Consider the following 13,935-nt stretch of genomic DNA (forward strand, 5'->3'; position numbering starts at 1 on the left):
GTCCCCTCAAGTCAGTTTCCTTGAAGGTAACCCCCGCGATCCGGCAATCCAATGCGCCAGGAGCTTTGCTACGCAACGTCTTTTGAACGTAACGCCTCAGACCGGCAGCGCATTCGCCAATAACACCCGCGCTGCTTCCTTGGCGTCGCGCGCAGGATCACAGCTTTTCAGCAGAACAGCAGTGACAATCGCGCCTTCTTTCAACAGCAGAATCTGACATCCCAGCTTTTCAGGCTCGCGGGCGCCTGCGTCGCGGGCCAAATCAGTGAAATATTCGAGCAGCAGACGTTTGTGCTCGGCTGCTTCCAGATGGATGGGGTGGTCTTTGTCCTGATATTCGGCTCCGGCTTTGATGAACATGCAACCGCGATAGCCGTCCTCTTCAAACCACTCTCCCAAGGCATCGAAACTGGCCAGCAGTTTTTGCGCGGGCGTTTCGGCAAGCGCATCGATCCTGCCATAGAACCAGTTGCGGAAATTCTCATCCCGCAAGCGCAAGGCGGCAACGATCAATTCCTCTTTGGTTCGGAAATGCTTGTACATCGAGGTCTTCGACACACCCGTCTCTGCCACCAGTTTGTCCATACCGGTGGCGTGAAAGCCATCCCGGTAAAAAACCTGCAGAGCATTGCGGACCAGCTCGTCGCGTTTGTTCGGGCGCATGATTCGGCTCCTGAGTGTACTGATCAGTACATAACCATGGTTTCATTTCGCGACAAGATTGCCGGGAACTCAACCCCTGAAGCCTTTAAATTATAGCTCTTTAAAGGTCATTCAAAAATTTTCTCAAATTGAGACTTGCAAAAGTTTACCGATCAGTACACATTGACTTCAAGATGTACCGATCAGTAAACCTTGGAGCTAGACGATGAAACGCCGCAACAGCCCATTTTCCCCTCAGTATGTCCCCTTCCTGTTGACCCTAGCGCTGCTTGCCGCCGCACTGACCTGAAAGAACAAGATATGAGCCGACCCCCTCTGCCACCCTTCACCCTTGAGACCGCCACACAAAAAGTCCGTATGGCGGAAAACGGCTGGAACAGCCGCGACCCCGATCTTGTGACACCCGCCTATACCGAGGACAGCCAATGGCGGAACCGCGCCGAATTCTTGTCGGGCCACGAAGACATCCACGCCTTCCTGACCCGCAAATGGAACAAAGAGCTCGACTACCGTCTGATAAAGGAACTGTGGGCATTTACGGAAAACCGAATTGCCGTACGCTATGCCTATGAATGGCATGACGATAGCGGTCAGTGGTTCCGGTCCTATGGCAACGAGAACTGGGAATTTGCCGAAGATGGCCGGATGGCCAAACGCCACGCCTCGCTGAATGACCTGCCGATTGACGAAGAAGATCGTCTGTTTCACTGGCCCCAAGGCCCCAGACCCGAAGACCACCCCGGCCTGTCTGATCTGGGTCTCTAGAAAGGATCACCCATGCCCCGCGCCTTTTCTGAACTGACCTTTACTCCCGCCGTCCGCGCCCATCAGGAAAGAATGGGATCGGCCAAGACCTATGCCAAATTCATAGAAGGCGGGCCACAACAGGGGCATCAGATCGGCCCTGCGGAAAAAGCGTTTATCGAGGCGCGGGATGGGTTTTACCAATCTACTGTGTCCGAGACCGGTTGGCCCTATGTGCAATATCGCGGCGGGCCAATCGGGTTTCTAAGGGTGCTTGGGCCGACAACCATCGGATACGCCGATTTCTCGGGCAACAAACAGTATATCTCTCGCGGAAATTTGGACGGAAACGACCGGATTGCCATGATCCTGATGGATTACGCCAACCAACGGCGGTTGAAAATACTGGGCCGGGTCGATTTTACCGAAGGCGAAGCCGCCGCCGCCAGCCTCTATCCCGACGGGGCGGAAACGCCCGCGGAACGCGCCGCAATCATCCGGGTCGAGGGGTTGGACTGGAACTGCCCCCGCCATATCACACCTCGCTTTACCGAGGCCGAACTGCGCCCCCATCTGAATACGCTTGGTCAGCAATTGGCGCAACTTCAGGCCGAGAACGAAAAATTAAAACAGGAACTGGCAAAACGGGGCTGAACCGAATTGCGATCCGCCCTCAGATTGGAAACAGGGATTACCATCATGCTGCGTTCGACACTGAACCTCGCCAGTTTCTGCCTTTTTGGCATGTTGATGTGTGTGGCCATTCTGATGCTGGGGTTTTTCGCGTCTCCAGAAGCTGTCCGCAGCGCGCCGCCCGCCCAATACAACTCGCTTTTGCTCGAGGTTTTTTCAGATCGCTGACCCCAAACGCATGGCAGATATGCGTTGAAAACCCACGCAACCCCTTGACCTTCCCGTGACTGGAACCCCCATTTAAAGGAACGAAGATCTACACGGGATGAGTCGGATGACAGCCGTACACGAAACCAGGCTGAACATAACCGGAATGGGATGCGCATCATGCGTGGGACGTGTCGAAACGGCCCTGCGCGCCGTGGATAGCGTGACCGATACTTCGGTGAATTTCGCAACCAAAGTGGCGCAGGTTACCCACGACGGCCGGATCACCCGGCTAACCGATGCGCTGGACGCCGCCGGATATCCCGCCGCAACAGCCACAGCATCGCTGAAGATCGAGGGGATGAGCTGCGCCTCGTGCGTGGACCGGATCGAGCGTGTCTTGCAGGCCGACCCGGCCGTGATCAGCGCCCAAGTCAACCTCGCTACCGAAGGCGCAACAATTCAGTACGTTGAGGGGGCCAGCGATCCCTTAGCATTGGCCAGGCTATGCGCTGACGCGGGTTATCCAGCGCATGTCGCGCAGATGGATGAGGGCGCGACGGATAAGGCGCAAGAAGCCACAGCACTGACGCGCACGACCCTCATAGCTGCGGTACTGGCTCTGCCCGTCTTTGTCCTTGAAATGGGTGGGCACATGGTCCCGGCCTTTCATCACTGGGTGCATCAGACCATTGGGATGCAGACCAGCTATTTGATTCAGTTCGCGCTTACCACGGCTTTGCTGGCTGGACCGGGAAGAGTGTTTTACGCAAAGGGTGTTCCATCCCTGTTACGCCGCGCACCGGATATGAATGCGCTGGTCGCGATGGGCACGGGTGCGGCTTACTTGTATTCGATTGTCGCCACATTCGCACCGGGTCTCTTGCCGCAAGGCAGTGCGAATGTGTATTTCGAGGCCGCCTCGGTCATCGTTGTCCTTATTCTTCTGGGGCGCGCGATGGAGGCGCGGGCTAAGGGCCGCACCGGCGCTGCGATCCGCAGATTGGTGGGCCTGCAACCAAAGACGGCTCGGGTTGAACAAGGTGGTGCCACTGTAGATCGTCCCATTGCCCAGATCGTGGTGGGTGACATTCTGCAAATCCGCCCCGGTGAACGCGTCGCAGTGGATGCCGTGGTGCTGGAGGGTACGTCATACATTGACGAAAGCATGATCAGTGGCGAACCCATTCCGGTCGGCAAAGCACCAGACGACCCGGTTGTGGGTGGCACGGTGAATGGCACCGGCGCGTTGCGCGTCCGTGCAACGCGGGTTGGGGCCGACACGGTCCTGGCGCAAGTCATTCGCTTGGTCGAACAGGCGCAGGGAGCTAAGCTGCCAATTCAAGGGTTGGTCGATAAGATCACTGCTTGGTTCGTTCCAACCGTGCTGGTCATTGCGCTGCTGACCATTGCGGTCTGGCTGATCTTTGCGCCCGCGCCGGCGCTGCCAATGGCGCTGGTCACCGGTGTTTCGGTCCTTATCATTGCATGCCCTTGCGCGATGGGTCTGGCGACGCCGACCTCGATCATGGTTGGCACCGGGCGCGCGGCTGAGTTGGGTGTTTTGTTCCGCAAGGGCGACGCGCTGCAACAGTTGCAGCAGGCAAAGGTGGTCGCGTTGGACAAGACTGGCACTCTGACACTGGGTCGGCCCGAATTGGAAAGCATCACCACCGTCAACGGATTCGACCGCGATGATGTTCTGCGTCTGGCCGCTTCGATTGAGGCGCGGTCCGAGCACCCGATTGCCACCGCGATCACACGCGCCGGACCTGCGGATCTGCTGCAGCCAGTCGAATTTGAGTCTCTGACCGGATTGGGCGTGCGGGCCGTGGTCGAAGGGCGCGAGGTGTTGATCGGGTCGCCTCGGTTTATGGATCAGGGCAGCGTGAACCTGTCTGAGCTGACGCCCGAGGCAGATCAACGCGCCGCCGCAGGGGCCACGCCTTTGTTCGTTGCCGTGGACGGTCGGGCTGCTGCTTTGCTGACGGTTTCCGATCCGATCAAGCCGGGGACGGCCGAGGCTTTAGACCGGTTGCACGCGATGGGCCTGACTCTGGCCATGGTCACAGGAGACAACGCACGTACAGCGCAAGCCTTGGCCGACAAGCTGGGTATAGATCATGTCACCGCCGAGGTTCTGCCCGACGGCAAACTAAAGGCGATCAACGCACTGCGCGACCGGTTCGGTGCGCTGGCCTTTGTGGGTGACGGTATCAACGATGCGCCTGCGCTTGCCTCTGCTGATACTGGAATTGCCATCGGCACGGGCACGGATGTGGCGATCGAAACGGCCGATGTTGTGCTGATGTCCGGAGATCTGCGCGGCGTCGCCAATGCGGTCGAGATCAGCCGCCGGACAATGCGCAACATCCGCCAGAACCTGGGTTGGGCATTCGGGTATAACGCAGTGTTGATTCCGGTCGCGGCGGGTGTTTTGTTCCCCTTCGGCGGACCGTTGCTGTCCCCGGCCTTGGCGGCAGGGGCGATGGCCTTGTCCAGCGTCTTTGTCGTGACCAACGCCCTACGCCTGCGACGGGTGCGGGCCACGCTGCCCGAGCGGCAGACAGAACACCAACCTCAGACGGTGACCCCATGAATATCGGAGATGTTTCGGCCCGGACGGGCCTGCCCGCCAAGACGATCCGCTACTACGAAGACATCGGGCTGGTCAAACCACTGAGGGATAACAACGGATACCGTGTGTTTCGCAGCCAGGACGTGCACAAGCTGAACTTTCTGGGCCGCGCCCGCGCCTTGGGATTCACCATCGAAGATTGCCGGACCCTGATGGCTTTGTACGAAGACGAGACCCGCGCCAGCGCTGATGTGAAAAAAGTCGCGCGCGCGCATCTGGCGCAGATCGAGGCCAAAATCGCCGACTTGAATGCGATGCGGGATACGCTTGGTCATCTGGTGGACGCCTGCGCAGGCGATGACCGTCCAGACTGTCCAATCCTTCAAGATTTGGGTGGGAACCCTTAGCACAGGGTTGCCCTTTCCTCGCAGCTTTGATTTGTCTCTGCTGAACATTCCGGACTGCTGCGCTACGTGGTTGTCGGACAGCAGAGAGGATCTCCACATGGCAAAAGTCGCGTTTCTGGGTTTGGGTGTAATGGGCTATCCGATGGCCGGTCACCTACAGGCTGCAGGCCACGATGTCACCGTCTATAACCGCACCACAGCCAAGGCCGAGGCTTGGGTGGCCCAACATGGTGGCTCAATGGGAACGACGCCGCGCGAAGCCGCTGAGGGCGCGGAATTTGTCATGGCTTGCGTGGGCAATGACGATGACCTGCGCATGGTCTGCACCGGAGAGAACGGCGCGTTTCACGGCATGTCCGAGGGGGCGATTTTTGTCGATCACACAACAGTATCCGCCAAGGTGACGCGTGAGCTATACCACGCAGGCAAAGCCGCAGGTATCGCGTTTGTGGACGCTCCGATCTCGGGCGGTCAGGCTGGGGCCGAGAATGGGGTCTTGTCGATCATGTGTGGTGCGGATCAAGCGGCCTATGATGCAGCAGAACCGGTGATGCAGGTGTATTCCAAAATCTGTCGCCGCATCGGCGAAAGTGGCGCAGGGCAGATGACCAAGATGTGCAACCAAATCGCCATTGCCGGTTTGGTGCAGGGTTTGAGTGAAGCTCTGCATTTCGCTGAAAAGGCCGGATTGGACGGGCGCTCGGTCGTTGAGGTGATCAGCCAGGGGGCGGCCGGCAGCTGGCAGATGGCCAATCGCTATGAGACGATGCTGGACGATCATTTCGACCACGGCTTTGCCGTTGACTGGATGCGCAAGGATCTGGGGATTTGTCTGGATACGGCGGATGAGACTGGGGCATCGCTGCCGGTGACGGCTTTGGTCGATCAGTTCTACAAGGATGTGCAGAAGCTGGGCGGCGGGCGCTGGGATACGTCCTCGCTGATCAAGCGGCTGCGCGCTTTGGGGTAACGGGTCAGGGGGGCTGTCTGCCCCCCATCGCGCCGGGGCGCGATTCCCCCCGAAGGTATTTTTAGCCAGATGAAGAGGATCCCGTTTGGAAACGGGGCAATTGTGGAAATGGAAAACATGACGGAGTTCTGGGCCGGTGCCTTGCGCCAGCATTGGGGCCTGGAGGCCAAGCTGACGCGGCTGGATGGCGAGTATGACCTGAATTTCATGGTCCATGCCACCAATGGTCAGGATTACGTTCTAAAGGTCATGCGCGCGGGCTGCGAGGCCGAATTCGTCGATCTTCAGGTCAAGGCGCTGGAGCATATCGCGACTGAGGCACCGGGTCTGCCGTTTCCCAAGGTTTTCCCTGATCTGAACGGCCGTCTGCTGCCCGAGATTGCGGATCAGGACGGACAGCCCCGGCCGGTCTGGTTGCTGGAGCGCCTGCCTGGCGAGTGCTATGCCAAGGCCGCTCCGAAATCCGAGGCCCTGATCCTGAAGCTGGGCCGCGTTTTGGGGGCGACCGACCGGGCGCTGGAGGGGTTTGCCCATGACGGCTTGCAGCGCAGGGATTTCAAGTGGGACATGATGCAGGCGGGTTGGATCACGGATCAGCTTGAGGCGATCTCCGATCCCGCGCGGCGCGCTTTGCTGGCCGAGGTTTGTGCCGGGTTTGACGCGATATCACCGGTTCTGTCCCGACTGCCCAAACAGGCCATCCACAATGACGCCAATGACTATAACATTCTGGTCGAGGGTGAGATGGGCCAGCGGCAGAGCGTCTCGGGCCTGATTGATCTGGGGGATATGTGCGCGGCACCCCGCATCTGCGATCTGGCGATTGCCGGAGCGTATGTCGTGTTGGACCATCCTCAGCCCGAACGCGCGCTGACCGCCTTGGTGCAGGGCTATCACGCCGCGAACCGCTTGCGCGCGGATGAGGTTGATCTGATCTGGCCGCTGTTGCGGACGCGGCTGGCGGTGTCGGTGGTGAACTCGACTCTGATGGCCGTCGACAACCCGGATGATCCGTATGTGACCATCAGCCAGGCCCCGGCCTGGCGGTTTCTTGAGAACGCTTCAGTCAATGGCGGGTTAATGGCGGCGCGGCTGCGCGTGGCCTGCGGGCTGCCTGTGACAGATGGGGCCGAGCGCGTCCTCGACTATCTTGCCGCGCATCGCGGACAGTTCGCACCGATGTTTGGACAAGATCTGGCTGATCTTCCGATGGGGTCGCTGTCGGTGGAAAACTGCGTCTGGCCGCAGAACCCGTTTCATATGCCACTGGCCGAGGCCGCCCGCGTGGGCGAGGAATATGGCGAGGGCCTGTGGCTGGGCTATTACAATGAGCCGCGCCTGATCTATGCCGAGCCGGGGTTCCGTAAGGGGCCGTGGAAAGCCTCGGACCGGCGCACGGTGCACTTGGCGGTGGATGTGTTCGCCCAGGCGGGCACCGTGTTGCACGCGCCGATGAGCGGACGGGTTGAGGCGGTGGAAAACCGCGACGCCCATCTGGACTATGGCGGCGTGGTGATCCTGCATCACGAAACGCCCGAGGGGGACACGTTCTATACGCTCTATGGTCATCTGGACCCCGAGGTCTGTGATCGGCTGAAACCCGGTGATCCTGTGGCGCAGGGCGCTGCGTTCGCGCGATTGGGGGACGCCACACAGAACGGCGGCTGGGCCCCGCATGTGCATTTCCAGCTGGCGATGACCACGGACGGGATGCAGAACGACTGGCCCGGCGTTGGTGACCCCGATGAGATGGAGCTGTGGCACGCGGTTTGCCCCAACCCGGCGGCCTTGCTGAACCTACCTGATGACAAGGTGTTCTATCAACCGACCGACAAGCAGGCGATCTTGCAGGGGCGGCACGACCATTTTGGCGGCAACCTCAGTCTGACCTATGACGACCCGGTCATGCTGGTGCGCGGGTGGAAACACCACCTGTTCGATGAATGGGGTCGCCCCTATCTGGACGCCTATAATAACGTCCCCCATGTGGGCCACGCGCATCCGCGCATTCAGGCGGTGGCGGCGGATCAGCTGAGGCGCATGAACTCGAACACGCGCTATCTGCACCCGGCGCAGACCGCTTTTGCCGATAAGGTACTCTCGAAACTGCCCCACCACCTTGAGGTTTGTTTCTTCGTCAACTCCGGCACCGAGGCGAACGAGCTGGCCCTGCGGCTTGCCCGCGCCCATACCGGGGCCAAGGGGATCGTGACGCCCGATCACGGCTATCACGGCAATACGAATGCGGCAGTCGCGATCTCGGCCTATAAGTTCAATAAACCCGGCGGCGTGGGTCAGGCGGCTTGGGTCGAACTGGTTGAAGTGGCTGACGACTATCGCGGATCATTCAAGCGCGATGATCCCGACCGCGCTACAAAATTCGCGGATCTTGTGGACCCGGCGATTGCCGCCTTGCAGGACAAGGGCCACGGCATCGCCGGTTTCATCGCCGAGACCTTCCCCTCGGTCGGCGGGCAGATTATCCCGCCCAAAGGCTATCTGCCTGCGGTCTATGAAAAAATCCGCGCCGCAGGAGGGGTCTGTATCGCTGATGAGGTGCAGACTGGGCTGGGACGTCTGGGTGAGTATTATTTCGGTTTTGAGCATCAGGGCGCCCTGCCTGATATCCTGGTCATGGGCAAACCCATCGGCAACGGGCACCCTCTGGGCGTGTTGGTCACCACCAAAGAAATCGCGCAAAGCTTTGACAACGGGATCGAGTTCTTCTCGACCTTTGGTGGATCAACCTTGTCCTGCCGGATCGGGAAAGAGGTGCTGGACATCGTCGATGACGAGGGGCTGCAGGACAATGCCCGCGTAATGGGCGCGCAGCTGATGGACGGGTTGCGCGGGATCGAGGCCGACTTCGGCTGTGTTGGCGACGTGCGGGGCATGGGCCTGTTTCTGGGGGTCGAATTGATCAACCCCGACGGCTCCGAGGGCACCGAGATTTGCAAATACGTCAAGAACCGGATGCGCGATCACCGCATCCTGATCGGCAGCGAAGGGCCCAAGGACAATATCCTGAAAATCCGCCCGCCCCTGACGATCGAGGCGGATGACGTCGACATGATCCTGTGGGCGCTGCGTGATGTGCTGACCGAGGTCGGCGACTATGCCCCTGCCCCCGCCTGCGATCACCACCATGCCGGTTGCGGGTGTTGCTGAATGAACAAACCCCCGGCCTAACTGGGACGGGGGTCTGAGCCTGACCGAGCTGTTAATGCAACACGGCAGAGGGGGTTACGTGGCCGGTCGAAGGAAGCGGGGCCGCGACTGACATGCGACGCAATGCCAGCGCCAATTCCTCGGACAAGGCAGCAAGGGCGGGTGCGAAATCCGGACGGACGATAAGCGCCGCCAACATCATTGTGTCTTCGCGCGCACCTTCCGAGGCTGCGGCGATCATCTGCGCGAAACAGTTCTCATCCGCGCCCAGACAGGAACACCCCAGTCCGTGGCGGATCAACGGTCGTCTGCCATGATGAGCACAGAGTGAACACAAGCGATCCATAACACTCGTCGCGACACTGTCCTGATCGGATTCTTGCGCCAAACCATCTGCGCGCGCCAACGCTGCATCGCTCCACTGCCGCAAGTACAGAACCGCGCTGGCTTCAATAGGGCTAAGGTCTGCCAGTCGACCAACGGTAGCCCCGCCGCGGGCAAAACGCGCGCTCATTTCGTCAGGATCAGTTTGCCAGCGCGGGTGATGCGCAGGGTGTAAAGCTGATCACCCAGCTCAATATGAGCCAGATTTCCGCCTTTCGTCAGTTCTTCGGCTTTATGTGCCGGCAGCATGGATACGGGGTAGGATTGCGTGGGGTTCGGGTTCTGCACATTCATCAGGTCAACTCCAGAGGGTCACGGGCGAAAGGCCGATTTCTGTTCGCGTTTTCAGTGGCTGGCTGACCCGAATCCGGGTTGGCTTGGTGTCTTGATCCTTAATCTGATAATTTTACTCAGGTATGTCAAGCGTCAAAATCATACCTCATTCATCCGCGTGGAATTGCGCTGCTTTGGCGATCGGGCTAAGCCTGATGCGACAATTCAAACGCCCGAGGTTTTCCATGACTGCAACGCTCATGTTCGATCTGGACGGAACGCTGATCGACAGTTTGCCTGATATCGCGGCCGCCGCGAACCGCATGCTGCAGGACGAGGGACGCCCCCATCTTCCACAAAAGACAATCCAGCAATTCGTTGGGAATGGCCTTCCCAAATTGGTCGAACGTGTCATCAGGCATTGCGACATGCCACTTGATCGCCATGCAGAACTGACTGAGCGTACACTTGCACATTATTCCGCCGCATCCAGTGCGCTGACCGTGCCCTATCCCGGTGTTTCCGAGGCGCTACAGCAGCTGCGCGATATGGGATGCGTTTTGGGCATTTGCACCAACAAGCCCGAGGCCCCCGCCCGCGATATTCTGCGGGATTTGGGCCTCGCTCATCATTTCGATACCGTCTTTGGCGGTGATACTCTGAACGCACGCAAGCCCGACCCCGCGCATCTTCACGCCAGTTTCGCCGCCGTCACCCCGACCGGTCCGCGCCTGTTTATTGGCGACAGCGAAGTCGACGCCGAAACCGCGCAACGTGCGCAGGTTCCGTTTCTGCTGTTCACCGAAGGGTATCGGAAGTCACCTGTATCCGAAATCCCTCATGCACTTAACTACGACCACAACGAAAAGCTGCCCTCGTTGGTCCAGCAAGCGATATCGAAACTGGAAGAAACGGCCTGATCCAAGGAACTGAGGGGCCGGCCGAGGGGGTAAGAAGCCAGCCCCTCAAAGGGGGAAATGTCCTTGGTAAAACCTTGGATGATTTACAATTAAGGTATTTCGTATTTGCAAGATATTGGGGGTTTCCCGTAGAGGCAGGAAAACCTCCAACCGTCGTTCGAATTCAATCGCCCTTTTTGCAGCCCTGAAACAACTAAGGCGAAGTGGTTCCCCACCCCGCCTTAACTCTTTGCAACGGATTGTCCGGATCAGATCGCCAAATATTCCTCACGCAGTTGCGTATTCTCCAGCACTTCGCTGGCAGTGCCGTCAAACACGATACTACCTGTATCCAGGATGATTGCGCGGTCGGCCAATTCCAATGCACGCACGGCGTTTTGTTCAACGATGATCGTGGTCATGCCCTGTTGCTTTACGTGGATCAGAGTCTTTTCGATCTCATCCACGATCACCGGGGCCAATCCTTCGTAGGGCTCGTCCAACAGCAAAACCTTGATGTCGCGTGCCAATGCACGCGCTATAGCCAGCATTTGCTGCTCGCCACCTGACAGGGTCACACCCTCTTGCTTGCGTCGCTCGCCAAGACGGGGGAACAACTCGTAGATACGTTCAAGCGACCAGCCAATTGGTGGCGCAATCTGAGCAAGTTGCAGGTTTTCCTCGACTGTCAAGCCGGGGATGATCCGGCGATCCTCGGGGACAAGACCAAGACCGGCCGCTGCGGCCTCGTAGCTTGTTTTGTTGTGCAGAGGCTGGTGGTCCAGCCAGATCTCGCCATGGCGCACTTCGGGGTCATCAAGACGCGCGATCGAGCGTAGGGTCGAGGTCTTACCAGCCCCGTTCCGGCCGAGCAGAGCCAGAATCTCGCCCTCGTGCACGTTGAAGCTGACACCTTGAACGATGTAGCTTTCGCCGTAGTACGAGTGCATATCCCACACCGAAAGAAAGGCGGGCGCAGTTGTGGCCATATTGGCGTTTTTCGAAAAGTCCGGTTTCTGATTCATAGCTTTTCCTTACGCTGCCTCGCCCAGATAGGCTTCGCGAACCTTGGGGTTACCGCGAATGTTCTCTGGCGCGTCTTCCACCAAGGGTGTGCCCTGTGCCAGCACGGTAATCCGTTCGGCAAGGCTGAAGACCACATGCATATCGTGCTCAATGATCGCGATGGTGATGTCGCGTTCATCCTTGATTTGTTTCAGCAGGTCGATCGTGTTGTTGGTATCGGCCCGCGCCATGCCAGCCGTCGGTTCATCCAGCAGCAAAAGACGCGGGTTCTGGCTAAGGCACATGCCGATCTCAAGCCGACGCTTGTCACCACGCGACAAGGAAGCGGCATGCATTTCGCGCTTGTCGGCCATGTTCATCTCGACCAGCATCGCTTCGGCCTGTTCCACGATGTCCTTTTCCTTGGCAATCGTCTCATAGGCGTGCATCCGAAACGCCCCGTCTCGCATGGCGAAAATCGGGATTAACATGTTCTCCATCACCGTCAACTCACCGAAAATCTCGGGGGTCTGGAACACACGGCTGATGCCCATCTGGTTGATCTGAAACGGTTCGAGCCCTAGCACCGAGTTGTTGTCAAACAGGACCGACCCGGTGTCCGGCATCAGTTTACCCACAAGACAGTTCAGCAGGGTCGACTTGCCGGCGCCATTGGGGCCGATGATGGCATGAACCGAATTTTCCTCGACGTTCAGGTTCACGTCCGTCAGCGCCTTTAGGCCACCGAAGCGTTTACTGACGTCTTTTACACGTAGAATTGCCATAGTCGCCTCCTTTATTCCGCTGGCTCGGTTTTGCCCGAAGGCGCATCATCCGCACCGGATTTCCGACGTTTGAACCAGTTCGATACCCGCTGTCCGCCTTCGACAAGGCCGCCAGGCAGATAAATCACCACCAACATGAACAGGATACCCAATGTCAGGTGCCAGCCTTTGCCGATGAACGGGTGGATGATGAACACCACCGCGTCCTCCAACCCGTCGGGCAGGATGGCAAACCAGCTGTGCAGGACGTTATCGTTGATTTTCGAGAATATGTTCTCGAAATACTTGATGAAGCCCGCGCCCAGAACCGGACCGATCAGCGTTCCGGTACCGCCAAGGATGGTCATCAGAACCACCTCGCCCGAGGCCGTCCACTGCATCCGCTCGGCCCCGGCCAGCGGATCCATCGCGGCCATCAGGCCACCAGCCAGACCGGCATACATGCCAGAGATCACAAAGGCCGCCAGCGTATAGGGTTTCGAGTTCAGCCCGGTGTAGTTCATCCGCTGCTGGTTCGACTTCACCGCCCGCAGCATCATCCCGAAAGGCGACCGGAAGATACGGATCGCCAGATAAAACACGACCATCATAACCACCGCACACAGGTAGTAGCCTGCGTTGAAGTCAAAGCTCCACGCGCCTATGTCCAGCGTATAAGTCGCGCGCATGGGTAATCCGAAAAGGTGCGGCAGGTCGGGCGCATTGGCCCCCTGCAGGATCTGCGGGTCATCTGCATAGACCTGAAGGCCAGTCTCCCCGTTGGTCAGGTTGAATTTGGGGTTCGACAGCACCGAATAGGCCAGCGCAAAGCTCATCTGTGCGAAGGCCAGCGTCAGGATCGAGAAATAAATCCCTGACCGCCGCAGGCTGACATAACCGATCAGCAAAGAGAACAACCCAGCGATCACCACGCTCAGCGCGATGGCGGGGATGACGTTATAGCTGAGCAGCTTGAACATCCAAACGGCCGAATACGATCCCACGCCCAGAAAGGCCGCATGGCCGAAGGACAGGTATCCGGTCAGGCCAAACAGGATGTTGAACCCGATGGCGAAGATGCCAAAGATCACGAACCGCTGCATCAGGTCGGGGTAGCCCGCGTTGAACTGCGCCATGGCGCTGTCCGCCGGGAACGGGTTCAGGATGAAGGGGGCCAGCAGCGTCAGAATCCCAACGATGATCAGCAGCCCGGTGTCTTTCTTGTTCAGTCCAAACATGG

General features: G+C 58.9%; 14 protein-coding genes. 8 read left to right on the forward strand and 6 right to left on the reverse strand.

Going from position 1 to position 13,935, the window contains the following annotated elements:
- Positions 1 to 96: 96 nt before the first annotated feature.
- Positions 97 to 663 carry a TetR/AcrR family transcriptional regulator gene (locus tag GOW48_RS03955; protein WP_170751566.1) on the reverse strand — a complete coding sequence of 189 codons (567 nt, stop codon included), beginning with the start codon at positions 661 to 663 and terminating at the stop codon, positions 97 to 99.
- Positions 664 to 963: 300 nt separating this feature from the next.
- Between GOW48_RS03955 and GOW48_RS03960 the strand changes: the two genes are divergently transcribed.
- The 7 genes from GOW48_RS03960 (at position 964) to GOW48_RS03990 (ending at position 9,370) form a co-directional block, all read left to right on the forward strand.
- On the forward strand, positions 964 to 1,428 hold the full coding sequence (locus tag GOW48_RS03960; protein ID WP_170751567.1) for a nuclear transport factor 2 family protein: 465 nt from the start codon (positions 964 to 966) through the stop codon (positions 1,426 to 1,428).
- A 12-nt stretch (positions 1,429 to 1,440) separates the two neighbouring features.
- Positions 1,441 to 2,061, forward strand: a complete 621-nt coding sequence (locus GOW48_RS03965; protein WP_170751569.1) for a pyridoxamine 5'-phosphate oxidase family protein — start codon at positions 1,441 to 1,443, stop codon at positions 2,059 to 2,061.
- A gap of 45 nt (positions 2,062 to 2,106) precedes the next feature.
- The gene (locus GOW48_RS03970) at positions 2,107 to 2,268 is read left to right on the forward strand and encodes a hypothetical protein (RefSeq protein ID WP_170751571.1); all 162 of its coding nucleotides are present in this window, start codon (positions 2,107 to 2,109) and stop codon (positions 2,266 to 2,268) included.
- Between the two features lie 106 nt (positions 2,269 to 2,374).
- The gene (locus GOW48_RS03975; protein ID WP_170751573.1) at positions 2,375 to 4,846 is read left to right on the forward strand and encodes a heavy metal translocating P-type ATPase; all 2,472 of its coding nucleotides are present in this window, start codon (positions 2,375 to 2,377) and stop codon (positions 4,844 to 4,846) included.
- Positions 4,843 to 5,232: a Cu(I)-responsive transcriptional regulator gene (gene cueR / locus GOW48_RS03980; RefSeq protein ID WP_170353378.1), complete on the forward strand. Its 390-nt coding sequence runs from the start codon at positions 4,843 to 4,845 to the stop codon at positions 5,230 to 5,232. The genes GOW48_RS03975 and cueR overlap by 4 nt, the downstream gene beginning before the upstream one ends.
- Positions 5,233 to 5,329: 97 nt before the next feature.
- Positions 5,330 to 6,202, forward strand: a complete 873-nt coding sequence (locus tag GOW48_RS03985; RefSeq protein WP_170751575.1) for an NAD(P)-dependent oxidoreductase — start codon at positions 5,330 to 5,332, stop codon at positions 6,200 to 6,202.
- A gap of 108 nt (positions 6,203 to 6,310) precedes the next feature.
- Complete coding sequence (locus tag GOW48_RS03990; protein WP_170751578.1) at positions 6,311 to 9,370, forward strand: aminotransferase class III-fold pyridoxal phosphate-dependent enzyme; 3,060 nt, start codon at positions 6,311 to 6,313, stop codon at positions 9,368 to 9,370.
- Positions 9,371 to 9,422: 52 nt separating this feature from the next.
- On the opposite strand, the gene GOW48_RS03995 is transcribed toward GOW48_RS03990, so the two are convergent.
- Both GOW48_RS03995 and hemP read right to left on the reverse strand, forming a co-directional pair.
- Positions 9,423 to 9,884, reverse strand: a complete 462-nt coding sequence (locus GOW48_RS03995; protein ID WP_170751579.1) for a hypothetical protein — start codon at positions 9,882 to 9,884, stop codon at positions 9,423 to 9,425.
- Positions 9,881 to 10,048, reverse strand: coding sequence for a hemin uptake protein HemP (gene hemP, locus GOW48_RS04000; protein ID WP_170751582.1), 168 nt, complete (start codon positions 10,046 to 10,048; stop codon positions 9,881 to 9,883). Before hemP ends, GOW48_RS03995 begins: the two co-directional genes overlap by 4 nt.
- Before the next feature lie 224 nt (positions 10,049 to 10,272).
- Between hemP and gph the strand changes: the two genes are divergently transcribed.
- The gene (gph, locus tag GOW48_RS04005) at positions 10,273 to 10,947 is read left to right on the forward strand and encodes a phosphoglycolate phosphatase (RefSeq protein WP_170751584.1); all 675 of its coding nucleotides are present in this window, start codon (positions 10,273 to 10,275) and stop codon (positions 10,945 to 10,947) included.
- Between the two features lie 248 nt (positions 10,948 to 11,195).
- Here gph and GOW48_RS04010 read toward each other — a convergent pair whose 3' ends face one another.
- From GOW48_RS04010 to GOW48_RS04020, 3 genes are read right to left on the reverse strand one after another with little or no spacing between them, the layout of a single operon-like run.
- Positions 11,196 to 11,951, reverse strand: a complete 756-nt coding sequence (locus GOW48_RS04010) for an ABC transporter ATP-binding protein (RefSeq protein WP_170751586.1) — start codon at positions 11,949 to 11,951, stop codon at positions 11,196 to 11,198.
- Positions 11,952 to 11,960: 9 nt separating this feature from the next.
- Positions 11,961 to 12,716, reverse strand: coding sequence for an ABC transporter ATP-binding protein (locus tag GOW48_RS04015; RefSeq protein WP_170751588.1), 756 nt, complete (start codon positions 12,714 to 12,716; stop codon positions 11,961 to 11,963).
- A gap of 11 nt (positions 12,717 to 12,727) precedes the next feature.
- Positions 12,728 to 13,933, reverse strand: a complete 1,206-nt coding sequence (locus GOW48_RS04020; RefSeq protein WP_170751590.1) for a branched-chain amino acid ABC transporter permease — start codon at positions 13,931 to 13,933, stop codon at positions 12,728 to 12,730.
- Positions 13,934 to 13,935: the final 2 nt, after the last annotated feature.

The organism is Ruegeria lacuscaerulensis (genome assembly GCF_013033355.1).
Classification (GTDB): domain Bacteria; phylum Pseudomonadota; class Alphaproteobacteria; order Rhodobacterales; family Rhodobacteraceae; genus Ruegeria; species Ruegeria lacuscaerulensis_A.

What these genes read in the sequence shown, in the direction of transcription:
- GOW48_RS03990 (WP_170751578.1), top strand. Translation starts at nt 6,311, where the DNA reads ATGGAAAACATGACGGAGTTCTGGGCCGGTGCCTTGCGCCAGCATTGG.
- GOW48_RS04020 (WP_170751590.1), bottom strand. Translation starts at nt 13,933, where the DNA reads ATGTTTGGACTGAACAAGAAAGACACCGGGCTGCTGATCATCGTTGGG.
- GOW48_RS03975 (WP_170751573.1), top strand. Translation starts at nt 2,375, where the DNA reads ATGACAGCCGTACACGAAACCAGGCTGAACATAACCGGAATGGGATGC.
- GOW48_RS03965 (WP_170751569.1), top strand. Translation starts at nt 1,441, where the DNA reads ATGCCCCGCGCCTTTTCTGAACTGACCTTTACTCCCGCCGTCCGCGCC.
- GOW48_RS03985 (WP_170751575.1), top strand. Translation starts at nt 5,330, where the DNA reads ATGGCAAAAGTCGCGTTTCTGGGTTTGGGTGTAATGGGCTATCCGATG.
- gph (WP_170751584.1), top strand. Translation starts at nt 10,273, where the DNA reads ATGACTGCAACGCTCATGTTCGATCTGGACGGAACGCTGATCGACAGT.
- GOW48_RS04015 (WP_170751588.1), bottom strand. Translation starts at nt 12,716, where the DNA reads ATGGCAATTCTACGTGTAAAAGACGTCAGTAAACGCTTCGGTGGCCTA.
- hemP (WP_170751582.1), bottom strand. Translation starts at nt 10,048, where the DNA reads ATGAATGTGCAGAACCCGAACCCCACGCAATCCTACCCCGTATCCATG.
- GOW48_RS03960 (WP_170751567.1), top strand. Translation starts at nt 964, where the DNA reads ATGAGCCGACCCCCTCTGCCACCCTTCACCCTTGAGACCGCCACACAA.
- GOW48_RS03995 (WP_170751579.1), bottom strand. Translation starts at nt 9,884, where the DNA reads ATGAGCGCGCGTTTTGCCCGCGGCGGGGCTACCGTTGGTCGACTGGCA.
- GOW48_RS03955 (WP_170751566.1), bottom strand. Translation starts at nt 663, where the DNA reads ATGCGCCCGAACAAACGCGACGAGCTGGTCCGCAATGCTCTGCAGGTT.
- GOW48_RS03970 (WP_170751571.1), top strand. Translation starts at nt 2,107, where the DNA reads ATGCTGCGTTCGACACTGAACCTCGCCAGTTTCTGCCTTTTTGGCATG.
- GOW48_RS04010 (WP_170751586.1), bottom strand. Translation starts at nt 11,951, where the DNA reads ATGAATCAGAAACCGGACTTTTCGAAAAACGCCAATATGGCCACAACT.
- cueR (WP_170353378.1), top strand. Translation starts at nt 4,843, where the DNA reads ATGAATATCGGAGATGTTTCGGCCCGGACGGGCCTGCCCGCCAAGACG.